Below are 16,043 nucleotides of genomic sequence, written 5' to 3'. Positions count from 1 at the left end.
TTTATAAACAATATAAAGGGAGGATGAGAGCATGGTTTCTTTCCAAGATTTAAATGACCTACGTGTGGAATTATCATTTGAAAAAGGCACATTTCCTATCAAACCAATGCATGTGCTAGTCCTAGCGAAACACAACAACAAATGGTTATTAACGAAGCATCCGAAACGAGGAATTGAGTTTCCAGGTGGGAAAGTGGAGGCGCATGAAACACTTGAAGCAGCTGCGATAAGAGAAACGCTAGAAGAGACGAATGTGACAATTCGTCACGTAGAGTGGTTGGCTGAATACCTTGTATATGATAAGAAACCTTTTTGTAAGGCGGTTTTTATTGCACATGTTGGCTATATTAATAATGAAGGTACGAATTTTGAAACAGAGGGAGCAGTATGGTTATCGACAGATGAATTATTACGTTGTAATAACTTAAGTTTTCATATGAAGGATGATGGAATGAAAGTAATCTTAGAAAAGGTGAGTACGTATGAAGGGAAATGGAGAAATTGAGAAAGTTCGTGTGTATCCATCTCCTAATCCACATATCCGCTTAACTGAAATTACATATTGGTCATGTGGGTTGAGAGTGAAAGGATTACTCGCAACGCCTAAAAAGGAAGGTAAGTATGAAGGGATATTATATTGTAGAGGAGGCATGCAAAGCATAGGGATGGTTCGACCTGCTCGTATTGCTCAAATTGCATCCGAAGGTTTCATTGTCTTTGCGCCATACTACCGAGGAAATCGTGGAGGAGAAGGTAGGGACGAATTTGGTGGGGAGGATCGCTGGGATGCCGTTTATGCAGTGGATGTTCTAAAACAGTTTTGTCTACCAAGTCGCATTCATTTATTTGCTTTTTCTCGTGGAGGGATCATGGCTCTTTGGACTGCGATACTGCGGAAAGATATTACGAGCATTGTAACCTGGGCGGGAGTATCGGATATTTTCTTAACTTATGAGGAAAGACAAGATATGAGAAGAATGATGAAGCGTGTTATTGGTGGTACACCGGCCAATCGAGTAGACGAATATGAAATCAGAAATGCTCTTGCGCTCATCGAGGAAATCCACGCATCCACGCTTATAATTCATGGGCTTCAGGATACAAATGTTTCATTTGAGCATGCTCAAGCCTTAGAAGAAGCATTATTAAGGAATAACAAAGTGGTAGAAACATGGTATTACCCTGAATTTACGCATTTTTTCCCGAGCAAAGTGAACCGCCAAGTGGTGAAGGATGCATGTGTGTGGATGAAAATGCAGAAAGGGGATTAGTTAATGGGTAATATTACCGTTACAATTGAATCGAGTAGTGTAGAAGGAAAGTCTTCATGTCCAGTTGATACTAGTTTTTGGAAAAATATATGGGAACAATACACTACTGAATTTACTGAATTAATAATACATTGTTGGATGGAAGAGCAGGAAGTAGTGAATGAATTAGGGGCAAAGGCAGTAAACGTAATAAATGAAGGTTTAATGAAAGTATTTACGATCAATTTAAGTGAAGATAATCGCCTTTTCTTCTGTAATTATTCTATAGATCCGAAAGGTGGCTTAAAATGGTTTAAAATGTTTTTTCACGTGAATGGTGATGAACGATTAGAAATAGGTCATTATGGCTCTGAAATTACTTTGTACAATGTGGATAAAGAAAAAGCAACGGAGTTTTCTGCACTTTTTCCTAGATCATCTATCTCAAATTTCCATGATGATTATGAAGAATAAAGGGATGCCTTAAATGCCGTTTAAAAACGGCTTTAGGGCATCCCTTTTTGTATTATTTGCACTTACTTAAGGTGATAACAACTTGCACCCAACGGAGCACAATAACTGTGCTAGCTTGAGGATGATTATGCTATTGGACCGCCCTTAAGCGAAATGTCTTCTGATACTGTACCGAATTTGTTAAAGTTTTCACGGAAAGCTTGTGCAAGGTCCGCAGCTTTTGTGTCGTAAGCTTCTTTATCTGCCCATGCATTACGTGGAATTAATACTTCAGATGGTACGCCCTCAATATGTGTAGGGATTTCAAGACCGAATATTTCATCTTTAGCTGTTTCTACATTAGTTAGTTTTCCGTCAATTGCAGCGCGAACCATTGTACGAGTATAAGCCAGTTTCATTCGGCTACCTACTCCATATTCGCCACCAGTCCAACCAGTATTTACTAGGAATACTTGTGCACCATGCTCATCGATTTTCTTCCCAAGCATTTCTGCATACACAGTTGCGTGTAATGGTAAGAAAGGAGAACCAAAGCAAGTTGAGAATGCTGGTTGTGGTGATGTGATTCCGCGTTCAGTTCCTGCCAGTTTAGATGTAAATCCGCTTAAAAAGTGGTACATCGCTTGTTCTTTCGTTAATTTACTGATTGGAGGCAGTACGCCAAATGCATCAGCAGTTAAGAAAACAATTGTGTTAGGGTGACCTGCTACAGAAGGATCTACAATGTTTTCGATATTTTGGATTGGGTATGCTGCACGTGTGTTTTCAGTTAAAGAGTTATCCGCATAGATTGCAATGCGAGTTTCTGCATCAACTACTACGTTCTCTAAAACAGTACCGAATGTAATCGCGTCATAGATTTGTGGCTCATTTTCACGAGTTAGGTCGATACATTTTGCATAGCATCCACCTTCTATATTAAATACACCATTATCTGACCAACCATGCTCGTCATCTCCGATTAATTGTCGTCCAGCATCAGCAGAAAGTGTTGTTTTACCTGTTCCAGACAGACCGAAGAATAAAGCTACATCGCCTTCTTCCCCAACATTTGCTGAACAGTGCATTGGTAAAATGTTTTGTTCTGGTAATAAATAGTTCATAATAGAGAAAATAGATTTTTTCATTTCTCCAGCATATTCTGTACCACCAATTAGAACAACACGTTTTTCCATAGATACGATGATGAAGGTTTCTGATTTAGTTCCATCAACTGCAGGGTCTGCTTTAAAGTTAGGAGCACTTATAACTGTAAAATCCGCTTCGTGAGATGAAAGCTCCTCTGATGAAGGGCGGATGAATAATTGATGTGCAAATAAATTGTGCCATGCATATTCATTGATTACTTGAATGCTTAGACGGGATGCTTTGTCTGCACCAGCAAATCCTTTAAATACAAATAATTCATCTTGTTCCTTTAAATACTCTGTCACTTTAATATATAATGCTTCGAAAATTTCAGAGGAGATAGGTTGGTTTACTGAACCCCAATCGATTTTATCTTTGGAGATAGCTTCTTCAACAATATATTTATCTTGTGGAGAACGACCTGTGTATTTACCTGTCTCTGCTTTTACCGCTCCAGTAGAAGTTAAAACTGCTTCTCCTCTAGATGTTGCCTTTTCTACAAGTTGTGGTACTGATAATTGAACGCTAATGTTGTTACCAGCTAACAATTCGTTCAGTTCACTCACAGTATCGATTGAATTCATGTTGTCTTACCATCCTTTTTTTAATTATTGCCTCTTGTTTAGAGGATTTTTCATTGATATGTGAAATAGTATAACACATTTAACTAATTAGTCTACACTAATGAATTGAATATTTTTTGCATATGTGAAAACTTTTCAAAATAACGCTTGACTTCTACTTACTAAGTACGTATGATGGTAAATTGAACGGATACTCTTATCCCGAGCTGGTGGAGGGGTCAGGCCCTATGAAACCCGGCAACCTGTAATTAGCAATTTCATTACAAAGGTGCCCAACCTGAGACAAGGTGAAATCCCTTGATTGATAAGAGTGAAAGGTGCTTATGATATTAATCCTTTCCTCATGTATTTTTGCGTGAGCGGGAGGTTTTTTTATTTAACATCGCCCTTTATCCTTGTGTGCCAAGTCCGAAACGGCTTCAAGTTTAATCTAATTGAAATGGCTTGACATGGGAATGAGTACCGTATCAATTCTTGAGAGAAATCTCGCAGGATATAGGAGGAACAATCTATGACACAACGTCGATTATTTACATCGGAATCAGTAACAGAAGGGCATCCAGATAAAATCTGTGATCAAATTTCTGATGCTATTTTAGATGCAATTTTAACGGAAGATCCAAATGCACGTGTTGCTTGTGAAACAAGCGTTACTACTGGTCTTGTATTAGTTGCAGGAGAAATCACAACTTCTACTTATGTAGACATCCCTAAAGTGGTTCGTTCTACTATTAAAGAAATTGGATATACTCGTGCAAAATATGGTTTTGACTCTGAAACTTCAGCAGTTTTAACTTCAATTGATGAGCAGTCTGCTGACATTGCAATGGGTGTTGACCAAGCTTTAGAAGCTCGTGAAGGATCTATGACGGATTCAGACATTGAAGCAATCGGTGCAGGTGACCAAGGTCTAATGTTTGGTTATGCTTGTAATGAAACACCAGAACTTATGCCGCTTCCAATTAGCTTAGCGCATAAACTGGCACGTCGTTTAGCAGAAGTGCGTAAAGATGAAACATTAGATTATTTACGCCCAGATGGTAAAACGCAAGTAACAGTGGAATATGATGAGAATAATAATCCAGTTCGTATTGATACGATTGTTATTTCTACACAACATCATCCAGAAATAACGCTAGAGCAAATTCAAAAAGATTTAAAAGAAGTAGTAATCAAACCTATTGTTCCTGCTCATTTAATCGATGAAAATACAAAATACTTTATCAATCCAACTGGCCGATTTGTAATTGGTGGACCTCAAGGAGATGCTGGTTTAACAGGTCGTAAAATCATCGTAGATACTTATGGTGGATACGCTCGTCACGGCGGTGGTGCATTCTCAGGTAAAGATCCAACGAAAGTGGACCGTTCTGCTGCATATGCTGCTCGCTATGTTGCCAAAAATATTGTGGCGGCTGGAATTGCAGATCGTTGCGAAGTACAATTAGCATATGCAATTGGTGTAGCACAACCTGTATCTATTGCTGTAGATACATTTGGAACTGGGAAAGTAGAAGAGGCACAATTAGTAGCGCATATTCGTGAACTATTTGACCTTCGTCCAGCAGGAATTATTAAAATGCTAGACTTACGTCGCCCAATTTACAAACAAACTGCAGCTTATGGTCACTTCGGTCGTACAGACATCGACGCACCATGGGAAAAAACAGATAGAGCAGAAGCTTTAAAAGAAAAAGCTGGTCTATAATTAAAAAAGCGATACTTTCCTTGAGAAATATAGGGAAGTATCGCTTTTTTGGTATAGTTTTCTCATGGAATATAACTTTCGGTAAATGGCAGTTACTCTTATAAAAAAAAGACGCTCAAACCTTCTTCTACCATTACAACGCGCACGGAAGTGTCATTGCTTTAACCGATCAAAACGGTGAGAAGATAGCGACTTATGAATACGATGCATGGGGAATGTATTAAAAGTAGATGAAGCGGAAATTGCATCTTCGGGAGCTTGCAATAGGAATAGGAAAGAGTCTCTTCTTTTTATCCAAAAAGGCATTAACCTATTTTCGAAAGTTGTAGGAGTGCGACAGACGGACAAATGCCATAAGATTACCGAGAAGAAAAAAGAGGCTGTTCGTGACGTCAGTCACGAACAGCCTCTCACAAAAATCAAACGGTAATAATATGGCAACAAGTCTGTTCAAAGCCCTCCGGAAATGAAAGAAAATAGGTTTTGTTCTTAAAGGGCGCTTGCTCTTTTTTTATCCCTGTAACGATTTATAATACTGCCCTTTTTCTACATACTCACGAATAATACGTTGTACATCTTCTTTATCAGCATCCGTTAATTCTCGTACAACTTTCGCTGGGCTCCCCATAGCAAGGGAATTAGGTGGAATTTTCTTTCCAGGAGGTACAAGACTCCCTGCTCCGATGAATGCTCCTTCTCCTATTTCTGCGCCGTCTAATATGATCGAACCCATCCCGACTAAGGCACCCTTTCGAACAATACAACTATGTAAAGTAACTTGATGTCCAATGGTCACTTCATCTTCTATAATAAGTGATTTATTTGGACTTTGATGAAGGCAACTTAAATCTTGTATGCTCACTTTTCGTCCAATAATAGTAGGAGCAACGTCACCTCTAATTACCGTATTAAACCAAATTGTAGACTCTGGTCCGATTGTCACATCACCTGTTATTGTGACATAATCAGCTATAAACACTGATTCATCAATTGTTGGTTTTTTGTCTTTATATGGATAAATCAAGATATACACGCTCCTTATAAAATAGAATATAATTAATGGTATCAAACAAACAGTTGGAAAGAAACAAATTATACAGAGTATAGAGTGATAGAAAAGAGGTGTGATGTGCATGTGGAAATGGGAAACAGAAGAAAAACCAAAAGCCGTCATAGTCATTGTTCATAGTGCATATGAGCATCATAGAAGATATGCTTGGCTCATTGAAAAACTAAGAAGTTCCAATTACCACATTGTCATGGGTGATTTACCTGGTCACGGTGAGCTTAACAAAGCTAAAGTCCTTCATGATGAAACCTTTGAACAGTATAAAGAGTACATAAAACAAGCTCTTCAAGTTGCGGTAGCTTATGATCTTCCAATATTCCTACTAGGACATGGCCTCGGTGCCACATTGTTAGTAAAAGTTTTGCGCAAATTAGAAATAGAGTACGCAGGAGTTATTCTGACTTCGCCATGGTTGCAATTGCAAAAAATGCCGTCTAAATGGACAAATACTTTAGCAAAATTATCGGTTCAGCAAAAAATTAAGCATGATATACAGTTAAATGATTTAACAAGAAACTATGAAGTGTATCAACAATTTGTAGATGATTATTCTTATCGTACACTTATAACAAATGATTGGTATAAAGAACTCCAACATCTTATGAAAACGGTAGTTCAATCTACGAATTCCATACCCAATGTTCCTTTATTATTAATGACTGGCGAAAGAGACAAAGTTACGGACACAAAAGCTTCAGCAAGTTGGTTGAAACAGCAAGAGCTTTCAGAATATCAATTTAAAGAGTGGAAAAATTGTTTCCATGATTTATATCAAGAACCTGAAAGAGAAGAAATTTTTGCTTACTCACATTCGTTTATCAATAATGTCCTAAGATCTATTGGATATATTGTTTAATAACTCATTTTAAGTGTAAAATGAAGGAGAGAGAAATTACTATTTTCAAAACATAAAAGAATCTTCATTCTTTTCGAATGAAGATTCTTTTATGTTATAATTCAATGATGTAAATAGAGAAAAATTAAGGAGATTTGACATGGAAAACCAACATATCATTCGTAATATAATAGTAGAAACACCTTCTAAGCCTGGTAACTTTGCTAAAGTTGCTACTGCAATTGGGATGGCTGAAGGAGATATTGGGGACATTACTACTTTAAAAAGTGGAGCATTAACAACTATTCGAGATATTACAATCACATGTAAATCTAAAAATCAATTGGATGAAGTTATTACTAATATTCAAGCTATTGAAAATGGAGTAAAGATTCATGCGGTCACTGATGATGTGTTGAAAGCACATGAAGGTGGTAAAATAGCTATGAAGAGTAGATTAGATGTTCGCTCACTAGGAGATTTACAACGAATTTACACACCTGGTGTTGCAAGTGTTTGTTTGGATATTGTAGACAATCCTGAAAAAGCAAACTACTTTACGTCAATTGGGAGTTCAGTTGCAATTGTAACGGATGGAACAGCTATTTTAGGATTAGGTAATATCGGTCCAGTTGCTGGAATGCCTGTTATGGAAGGAAAAGCGGTATTATTAGACCAATTTGTTGGACTAAGCGGTATACCGATTTTATTAAACACTAGTGATCCGGATGAAGTAGTGGAGACAGTTAAACGTATTCATCAAGGGTTCGGAGCTATTTTACTAGAGGATATCGGATCTCCACATTGTTTTGAAATTGAAGAAAGATTGAAAGCAGAACTTCCTATACCGGTTATGCATGATGATCAGCATGGTACAGCTGTAGTTGCTTTGGCAGCAATTTTATCAGCTTGTAAGGCGACGAATGTAGACGTGAAAAAAGCCAAAATAGGTCAAATTGGTCTTGGAGCAGCTGGACTTGCGATTTGTCGTATGTTAATGGCATATGGTGTAGAAGAGGTTTATGGTCTTGATCGTCAGGAAGAAGCTCAAAATCGCTTAATTGGATATGGTGGACAAACAATTCCATCACTAGAAGAAATGATGCAAACATGCGATATAATTATCGCTACAACTGGGGTTCCTGGTCTTATTAAGCCAGAGATGGTTCGCCAAGGTCAAATTATTTTAGCACTTTCAAATCCGAACCCAGAGATTCTTCCATCTGCCGCAATTGCAGCCGGAGCAGCGTTTGCAGCCGATGGTCGTTCTGTAAATAATGTGATCGGCTTCCCTGGTATATTTAAAGGAGCATTAAATGCAGGTGCAAAGGAAATTACATATTCCATGTTAATTGCAGCAGCACAAGCAATAGTAGCACATACAAAACCTGGCGAATTAATACCTAATCCACTAGATCCAACAGTACATCATCTAGTAGCCAGAGCGGTTGAAGAAGCATCCAATAACCAAATCAATAATTAAGGTAGTAAATTTACAGATTATCAGAGGAAGTTTTGTTGCAAGTCACGGCTGTTGATTATCCAATTTGCACTTGTACGTTTTCGGTTCGCTTTGGACGAAATGATCACTACATCATAACCGAGGGCTAAGTGTAGCAGGAAGTGACTCCGTCAGTTCCTGTTACACTATTTTCGATCATCCTGTTGTGGATATTTAAAGGAGCACAGTCTAAGTACGCGACATCGTGTCGCAACGACTGTGTGACCTGCATCGTGCAGGCCTCCGTTACGTACCTACAACGCTCAAAAGAAAACCGAAATGGATTTGGAAAAAGAAAGAATAGCTACCTTTCTATTCATAGTGGAAGTGTCCGAAGATGCAATTTCGGGCACTCTATCGATTTCTATCATGCGTTCCTTGCTTATTTTGGCAAAGTTAATGACAGCAATAGGCTGATGCTATATAGAAAAGGGACACTTCCTTCCAATCGAAAAGGCGGAAATACGATAGAGAAAGACTGAGCAGCCAAAATTGCATCTTTGGCTGCTTACTGTATAAATAGGAAAGTGGCTATTCTTTCATTTCCAAAAGCTTTGGTACTTCTATTACAAGTAGCTGTGGAGAGTGACGGACGAACGGCTACCACACGATTATCGAAAAAATGGGGCTGTCCAATAAGCCCATAAATTGAAGCAGGTGTAGAAAAACGAGGCTTTTTCTACACCTGTTTTTTTGTATAATTTTTATTAAAACTACTATTTTTTGTAGGTAATTAATTGTAGTGAAAGACGGCGACTCCAGCGGGAATAGCAAATGTTTTCTGCACCGAAAGCGAAGCGGCAGGTGCATGAGCTGAAGGCCCCGCAGGAGCGAACAAAGGAACAAAGGCTAAGAACGCCACCTCGTGTGGCAACGCCTTTGTGACCAACATCGTGTTGGCCTGAGGAGACTGAAGCCATGCCCGCGGAAAGCGTCCGTCTGGAACGGAAATCAATACATTGGAAAAGGGACCATCTCTCAGTCAATGTATGACTTTAGGGACAGCCCCATCAAGAAATCCAGGTAATGGTGTAGAACTCGTTCCGTTCCAAACACTCCAAAAGCACCTAATATAGAGTGCTTAGTGTGTTATCACCATTTTAATAAGCAATTTACTGGGTACTCTTGGTTAATCAACACGTGTCGTTGCAAGTATAACTATATATTTGCGGCGAGCTTTGCGCAGGAGCAATTGAAATAATACAATAAAAAGAAGATTTAGGTTATGAAGCCGAAATCTTCTTTTTAAATTCTTTCGTATAATTAGTAGCTTCCATTAAAGCTTTTTCTTCAAGTGGAATTCGAACAGAAAGCATAGCAAGGTTTAATAAAGTAAAAGAGATAGCAGTTAAGTATGCTTGAAACATGAGTGGCAATAGAGCGATTTCAATACAAACGACTACGTAATTTGGATGTCGTATAAAAAGATATGGTCCTTTTGTTACCACATTGGCACCAGGTAAAATAATGATTTTAGTGTTCCAAAATTGACCTAAAGAAGTTAAACACCAAATCCGCAGGGCTTGCACAAATAGAAAGATTAGAAAAAACAGCGGAAATAAAGGAGATATGCCTCGGTTAAAGATTAACACTTCAGCAATCAGGCAAACAAAAAAGCTAACATGAAGAGCAATCATATATGGATAATGCGAAGCACCCACCTCATAAGCCCCTTGAGTAAGCATTCTCTTTTCATTTCGTTTGGCGACAAAAACCTCAATTAATCTTTGCGTGATGACTAGAGAAATGATAATGAAAAATAACAATTTAATCCCTCCACTTTAGTAAAAGTGCTTCTCCGCAAAATCCAGGACCTAATGCCACTAATAAACCGTAGTCATCTGGATTATTATCCTGCATCATAAATTGTTCTAATACGTAGAGAACGGTTGGAGAGGACATATTGCCGTGATTTTTTAACACTTCTCGAGAAATAGAGGTTTGATTTTCTGCTAATTGAAGGGTATCTTCGTACGCTTCCAGTACTTTTTTTCCTCCAGGATGAGCAACAAAATTTACGAGCTGATCTTTTCTTATTTCCTGTTCGTTTAAGAATTCATCTATGAATGGTCCAAGCCAACTGGAAATAATAGAAGGAATACTTTTCGAGAAAACTACATGTAATCCATTGTTTTTTATATCCCAACCCATGACATCTTCGGAATCAGGCATCCACTTAGAGGCTGTATTTACAATATAAGGGACGGTTTTTTTTGTTGTAAGTTTTACTTCATCTCCACAAACTAAAGCACAAGCTGCTCCGTCTGCAAAAAGAGATGCACCGATTAGATTGCTTTTAGAAAAGTCATTCGGTTGGAAGGTAAGACTACAAAGTTCCACACATACAACAAGTACTTTTGCAGTGGGATTGGCTTTACAATAGTCAAATGCTCTGCTAATCCCAGCAGCACCGCCAGCACAACCTAACCCCCAAATTGGGATCCGTTTCATCCTGTCTGAAAAGGGAAGATGGTTCATCACACGTGCATCAATGCTCGGAGTAGATATTCCGGTACTACTTACAAAGATAATTGTGTCAATTTCTTCGGGAGAAATGGCATTTTCTAAGAAAGAATTGTTTTGAAGGCATGCTCGAATTACTTCTACGCTATATTTGGTAGCCAAGTCTATATATATATTATTGCGTTCTTCAAAAGAATGCTCTGTCTGATGCCATTCTAATGGAACGCAAAAATTACGAGTTTTAATATCCCCATTTTCAAATACTTTTAATAAGCGTTCAAGCTGTGCAATTTTATCTTGAAAAAGCTCTTTTGTAAGTTGTTCAATATTTGATTGTTCTAATGCATACGGAGGATTATATGTACTAACAGAAGTAATTTTGGGCAAGGCAATTCTCCTTTTTTAGTGTTAGTTTCTCCATATTCTCTCTATATATACAAAGATGTATATTTAGATTTAATTAGCTTTCATTTTTTCAATTACAATAATAAAAGGTGGGTGGTTATGTTGATTTAAAAATTGATAAGATAGCACATGTGCAAAAGATTGAGGTAACTGCTGTACGAAAGATATTATTTCGTCTTTTTCCTGTTTACCACCCTCATGCCCATGATAAACTACCAAAACAATTAATCCCCCAATCTTTAATAGATCTAGAAGTGATTCAATTGCCTGAATAGTAGATGCTCCTCTTGTCACGACGTCTTGACTGCTGCCGGGCAAATATCCTAAATTAAAAATGGCTGCAGACACTTCGGAATGTACATAATTCGAAACATTTTCATGGCCATCTTGAATAAGTATCGTGCGTGTCTTCAAATTCGCTTGTTCCAATTTTTCTGCAGTAGCTTGAATGGCTTCTTCTTGTACATCAAATGCATATACATGTCCATTTTCACCTACTAACTCAGCTAAAAATAATGTATCATGTCCATTGCCTGCAGTTGCATCCACTACGGAATCACCTGCTTCAATAACACTAGTTAATAATTCTTTCGCATATGGCAGTATTCGTTTTAATTTCATTTTAAGGCACCAGCCTTTTCAAAAAATTTCCCTTGATAGCTATCACGAGTTGCTAACTCTGCATCAATTCCATTTAGCACATCCCATTTGTTGACACTCCACATAGGTCCAATCATTAGATCAATAGGTCCGTCCCCTGTAATGCGATGTATAATCATCTCTGGTGGCAAGATTTCTAATTGGTCTGCAACGAGCTGAATATAGGGATCTCGTTCCATAAAATCCAACATTCCTTTTTCATATTGCTTGACCATTGGAGTTCCTTTAAGCAAATGAAGTAAATGAATTTTAATACCTTGCACATCAAGTTTGGCTACTTCTCTAGCTGTTTCCATCATCATGTCGCGGTCTTCTAAAGGTAAGCCATTGATAATATGCGTGCATATTCGGATATTATGCTTTCTTAATTTGTTTACCCCTTCCACATAAGTAGCATAGTCATGTGCACGATTAACAAGCTTTGCTGTTCTTTCATGCACCGTTTGAAGACCAAGCTCTACCCATAAATAAGTACGCTTATTTAACTCGGCTAAATATTCCACTACGTCATCTGGTAAACAATCGGGTCGTGTAGCAATCGAAATCCCCACAACCCCTTCCAAAGCAAGAGCTGCTTCAAATTTTTCTTTGAGTACTGGAAGGGGAGCATGCGTATTTGTGTATGCTTGAAAGAATGCGATATATTTTCCTGTTTTCCACTTTTCATGCATCTTTACTTTAATTTTTCCAAATTGTACTGGAATCGGATCTACTTTATCTCCAGCGAAATCTCCACTACCAGCTACACTGCAAAATGTGCATCCTCCATAAGCCACAGTGCCGTCTCTATTGGGACAATCAAACCCAGCGTCTAATGCTACTTTAAAAATTTTCATATCAAATATATTTCGTAAATAACGATTCCATGTATAATATCGTTTTCCATCAGATGGAAAAGGAAGTTTGTTTTTCTCCATGTTCATTCACTCCTTAACAGGATTATTTTAACACGTCTTTTTAAATTTTTGTGAAACCTTCTTGAAGTGTTCTGCGAAAAGGAATACACTATTCTGAGCGTAGGGAGAAAAGAGGTGGTAGAATGCCAAAAGCTGTATGGTTTTTGATAGTAGGAATGTTTGTTAATACGATGGGAAATTCATTTTTGTGGCCTTTACATACTATTTATATACATGATTATCTTGGACAAACTCTCACGATGGCTGGAATTGTTTTAATGATTAATGCTGGTGCTGGGGTCATAGGTAACTTGTTAGGTGGATTTTTATTTGACCGTATTGGTGGTTATAAATCCATTATGATCGGTATTATTTTTTCAATAATTGCTTTAGCATTCTTAATATTTTGGCATGGATGGCCAGAATATATTTGGTTTGTTGCAATTTTAGGATTTAGTGGAGGGATTATTTTTCCTAGCATGTATGCGATGGTTGGAAGTGTTTGGCCAGAAGGCGGGAGAAAAGCCTTCAATGCCATTTATTTGGCACAAAACCTTGGGGTGGCCCTTGGACCAGCTATTGCAGGTCTTGTGGCGGAAAATAATATAAATAATATTTTTATAGCAAATCTATTTACATATGTATTATTTTTATTTATTACTTGGTTTTTTTACCGAAAAATCACGGTGGTATCGAATCTACATGCAACAGTTTCGAATGAGCAAAAGAATAGGAATCAGAAAGCACCTTTTTATGCAATGCTGATTGTGTCAGTTGGCTATTTGCTTACGTGGATTGTATATGTACAGTGGACTTCGACTATCTCTACTCATGTGTTAGATTTAGGCATTTCGCTAAAACAGTATAGTTTATTATGGACGATTAATGGAGCACTTATATTAGCAGGTCAACCACTTATCAAACCGATTATTAGCCGATTAGAGCATAAGATAAAAACACAAATGGTTATTGGTATCGTGATTTTCATGGGATCATTTGTCGTTGTAGCTTTTGCAGAAAGCTATGCAATGTTTATTACATCAATGGTGATTCTTACCGTTGGTGAAATGTTTGTGTGGCCAGCGGTACCAACCTTAGCAGGTCAGTTAGCACCTAAGGGAAAAGAAGGATTTTATCAGGGAATTGTAAATAGTATGGCGACAGTTGGACGGATGATCGGACCTTTTATAGGAGGAATTCTTGTGGAAGCTCACGGTACTCCTATGATGATCCTAATCCTTACATGCTTGCTGTTTTTTGCTATCTTTACAACCATCATTTACGATTTACCACTTAAAAAGCGCACCGAATGAATATTCGATGCGCTTTTGTTATTGGGAAAGTAGTAATTGTTATTCAAGCGCTGAAACGAGCATAGTAAGGTATAATCCAGACAAATCTAGATTTTATCCGAGCATAACCCCTTTTACTAATTTACTAATCTATAATAGCTAAATGATAATCTTACTATTCATAGATTAGTAATTGCTTAGTTGTCTGATATTTGAGAATATAAAATTAAGATGTTTAAAAAGGAGGGGATAGAGTGGAATCTCTGTTGAAAAACTTATCTGCATCCGTGCTTGCGCAAATATTAGAAAATGCTTTCCAATGGTTTGTTGTTGTAGATAAGCAATCCAATATACTCTATATCAACGAAGAGTATTGCCGCTTCCTAGAAGTAAAGAGAGAGAATGCAATCGGCCAACCAGTTGAGGATGTTATAGAAAATACAAAAATGTATGAAGTAATTAAGTCGGGAATAGCACATATTGCTTCCCCTCACTATATTAAAGGAACGTATATGCTCGCGAATCGTGTCCCGCTGGTTGTCGAAGGAGAAATTGTTGGGGCTTATGGTAGCGTAATATTTCGAGATATGTCCGATTGGAAAAAGCTAAGTTCTCATGTTCGAACAACAATGGAGCGCATTCAATTTAACAAAGAGGACAATAGTTATAAGGAGTATCGTTTAGCGGATATTAAAGGCACTTCTTCGGCAATGCGCAAAATAAAAGAAACGGTAGAAATGATTGCACCTAGTGACTTACCGGTTTTAATTGAAGGAGAAAGTGGAACTGGAAAAGAAATATTTGCACATAGTATACATCAACTTTCAGAACGTTCAGATGCCCCTTTTGTTAAGGTAAATTGTGCAGCAGTGCCACCAGAGTTATTAGAACAAGAATTGTTTGGAAAGATAGATGACCTAACTGGACAAATTCGAAAGGGAAGATATAAGCAAGCGGATAAAGGGACTCTTTTTATTGATGAAATTAGTGCACTCCCCCTTACATTGCAAGCCAAGCTTTTGCGTGCCATGCAGGACGGCGAGATTTTTTCTATGCTTTCAGAGCAAGGGGAAAAAGTAAATGTCCGAATTTTAGCTTCATCGAATCTATCTTTATCCAAGCTTGTTGAAGAAAAAAGATTTCGAGAAGATCTATTTTATCGTATTCAAGCAATTACTTTATGGATTCCTCCCCTGCGAGATCGCATGGAGGATTTCACAGAGCTTCTTAACTTTTTTTTACAGAAATTTGTTGTACAGGCGGGCCGAAGAAAAGTTGTGTTAGCTACGAAAACTAGGGATATACTTCAATCTTACCATTGGCCAGGGAATGTTCGAGAATTGCAAAATGTTTTACAAGCAGCTGTTTATTTAGCAGAGGATGACATTATTATGCCAGCTGCACTTCCTACACAGGTAAAGAAGCGAAATGCTATTTCCTTTCAAGAAACTGGGAAGTTAGCTGATATTTTAGTTCAAGTAGAAAAAAATATCCTTAGGGATCTACTTGAAGGAGAACCTGATAAAGCGTTAGTTGCTAAACAGTTGGGAATAAGTAGATCAACTCTTTATGAAAAAATAAAAAAATATAACTTATGACCTAATTCCGGTTTTTTGGACTATAATCCAGAAAATCGGAATTTTATATTTGCCGTAAACTATAATGTAACTTTATTTTAACGCAATAAAATTCCAATATTTCAGATTTTAAAGGAAATTTTGAGCCTAAAAGTTGTCACATGTGCTATTGCTCGAATATTTTGAATATGTTTTAATAAC

General features: G+C 37.6%; 14 protein-coding genes, 1 pseudogene and 1 riboswitch. Of the genes and pseudogenes, 9 read left to right on the top strand and 6 right to left on the bottom strand.

Features of this window, described 5'->3' with window-relative positions; genetic code table 11:
- The first annotated feature begins 31 nt into the window (after positions 1 to 31).
- The 3 genes from MHH81_RS14600 to MHH81_RS14590 are packed head-to-tail and all read left to right on the top strand — an operon-like array spanning position 32 to position 1,724.
- Entirely contained in the window at positions 32 to 505 is a 474-nt protein-coding gene (locus MHH81_RS14600) for an NUDIX domain-containing protein (protein WP_340922477.1), read from the top strand.
- A complete protein-coding gene (locus tag MHH81_RS14595; RefSeq protein ID WP_340922474.1) occupies positions 483 to 1,271 on the top strand; it encodes an alpha/beta hydrolase family protein in 789 nt (262 codons plus the stop codon). Before MHH81_RS14600 ends, MHH81_RS14595 begins: the two co-directional genes overlap by 23 nt.
- Positions 1,272 to 1,274: 3 nt before the next feature.
- Positions 1,275 to 1,724, top strand: coding sequence for a hypothetical protein (locus tag MHH81_RS14590; protein WP_340922472.1), 450 nt, complete (start codon positions 1,275 to 1,277; stop codon positions 1,722 to 1,724).
- 125 nt (positions 1,725 to 1,849) lie between these two features.
- On the opposite strand, the gene pckA is transcribed toward MHH81_RS14590, so the two are convergent.
- Positions 1,850 to 3,436, bottom strand: a complete 1,587-nt coding sequence (gene pckA / locus MHH81_RS14585) for a phosphoenolpyruvate carboxykinase (ATP) (protein ID WP_340922470.1) — start codon at positions 3,434 to 3,436, stop codon at positions 1,850 to 1,852.
- Between the two features lie 193 nt (positions 3,437 to 3,629).
- Positions 3,630 to 3,747, top strand: a riboswitch (SAM riboswitch).
- 200 nt (positions 3,748 to 3,947) lie between these two features.
- On the opposite strand from pckA, the gene metK reads away from it, so the two are divergent.
- The gene (gene metK, locus MHH81_RS14580; RefSeq protein ID WP_340922468.1) at positions 3,948 to 5,144 is read left to right on the top strand and encodes a methionine adenosyltransferase; all 1,197 of its coding nucleotides are present in this window, start codon (positions 3,948 to 3,950) and stop codon (positions 5,142 to 5,144) included.
- 104 nt (positions 5,145 to 5,248) lie between these two features.
- Positions 5,249 to 5,359 (top strand): annotated as a pseudogene (locus MHH81_RS21390) (RHS repeat-associated core domain-containing protein); the annotation flags it as partial.
- A 296-nt stretch (positions 5,360 to 5,655) separates the two neighbouring features.
- Here the strand turns inward: MHH81_RS21390 and MHH81_RS14570 are convergent.
- Positions 5,656 to 6,168 (bottom strand): gamma carbonic anhydrase, encoded by a 513-nt coding sequence (locus MHH81_RS14570; protein ID WP_340922466.1) that lies wholly within the window; start codon positions 6,166 to 6,168, stop codon positions 5,656 to 5,658.
- 109 nt (positions 6,169 to 6,277) lie between these two features.
- Between MHH81_RS14570 and MHH81_RS14565 the strand changes: the two genes are divergently transcribed.
- Positions 6,278 to 7,069: an alpha/beta hydrolase gene (locus tag MHH81_RS14565; RefSeq protein ID WP_340922464.1), complete on the top strand. Its 792-nt coding sequence runs from the start codon at positions 6,278 to 6,280 to the stop codon at positions 7,067 to 7,069.
- A gap of 139 nt (positions 7,070 to 7,208) precedes the next feature.
- Positions 7,209 to 8,531 carry an NAD-dependent malic enzyme gene (locus MHH81_RS14560; RefSeq protein WP_340922462.1) on the top strand — a complete coding sequence of 441 codons (1,323 nt, stop codon included), beginning with the start codon at positions 7,209 to 7,211 and terminating at the stop codon, positions 8,529 to 8,531.
- Positions 8,532 to 9,772: 1,241 nt separating this feature from the next.
- On the opposite strand, the gene MHH81_RS14555 is transcribed toward MHH81_RS14560, so the two are convergent.
- The 4 genes from MHH81_RS14555 to MHH81_RS14540 all read right to left on the bottom strand — a co-directional run bounded on the left by MHH81_RS14555 (position 9,773) and on the right by MHH81_RS14540 (position 12,994).
- Positions 9,773 to 10,315 (bottom strand): isoprenylcysteine carboxyl methyltransferase family protein, encoded by a 543-nt coding sequence (locus MHH81_RS14555; protein ID WP_340922460.1) that lies wholly within the window; start codon positions 10,313 to 10,315, stop codon positions 9,773 to 9,775.
- A 1-nt stretch (position 10,316) separates the two neighbouring features.
- Positions 10,317 to 11,399, bottom strand: a complete 1,083-nt coding sequence (locus MHH81_RS14550; RefSeq protein WP_340922459.1) for a type III polyketide synthase — start codon at positions 11,397 to 11,399, stop codon at positions 10,317 to 10,319.
- A 69-nt stretch (positions 11,400 to 11,468) separates the two neighbouring features.
- The gene (locus tag MHH81_RS14545) at positions 11,469 to 12,038 is read right to left on the bottom strand and encodes a class I SAM-dependent methyltransferase (RefSeq protein ID WP_340922457.1); all 570 of its coding nucleotides are present in this window, start codon (positions 12,036 to 12,038) and stop codon (positions 11,469 to 11,471) included.
- A complete protein-coding gene (locus MHH81_RS14540) occupies positions 12,035 to 12,994 on the bottom strand; it encodes a TIGR01212 family radical SAM protein (RefSeq protein WP_340922456.1) in 960 nt (319 codons plus the stop codon). Before MHH81_RS14540 ends, MHH81_RS14545 begins: the two co-directional genes overlap by 4 nt.
- Positions 12,995 to 13,116: 122 nt before the next feature.
- Here MHH81_RS14540 and MHH81_RS14535 point away from each other — a divergent pair, with 122 nt between their 5' ends.
- Positions 13,117 to 14,286: an MDR family MFS transporter gene (locus MHH81_RS14535; protein WP_340922454.1), complete on the top strand. Its 1,170-nt coding sequence runs from the start codon at positions 13,117 to 13,119 to the stop codon at positions 14,284 to 14,286.
- Positions 14,287 to 14,519: 233 nt separating this feature from the next.
- Entirely contained in the window at positions 14,520 to 15,863 is a 1,344-nt protein-coding gene (locus tag MHH81_RS14530) for a sigma-54 interaction domain-containing protein (protein WP_340922451.1), read from the top strand.
- Positions 15,864 to 16,043 lie beyond the last annotated feature (180 nt).

The organism is Psychrobacillus sp. FSL H8-0484 (assembly GCF_038005325.1).
Classification (GTDB): Bacteria; Bacillota; Bacilli; order Bacillales_A; family Planococcaceae; genus Psychrobacillus.
Note: the sequence above shows the minus strand (reverse complement) of the source record. Positions and strands in the feature narration are given on the sequence as shown.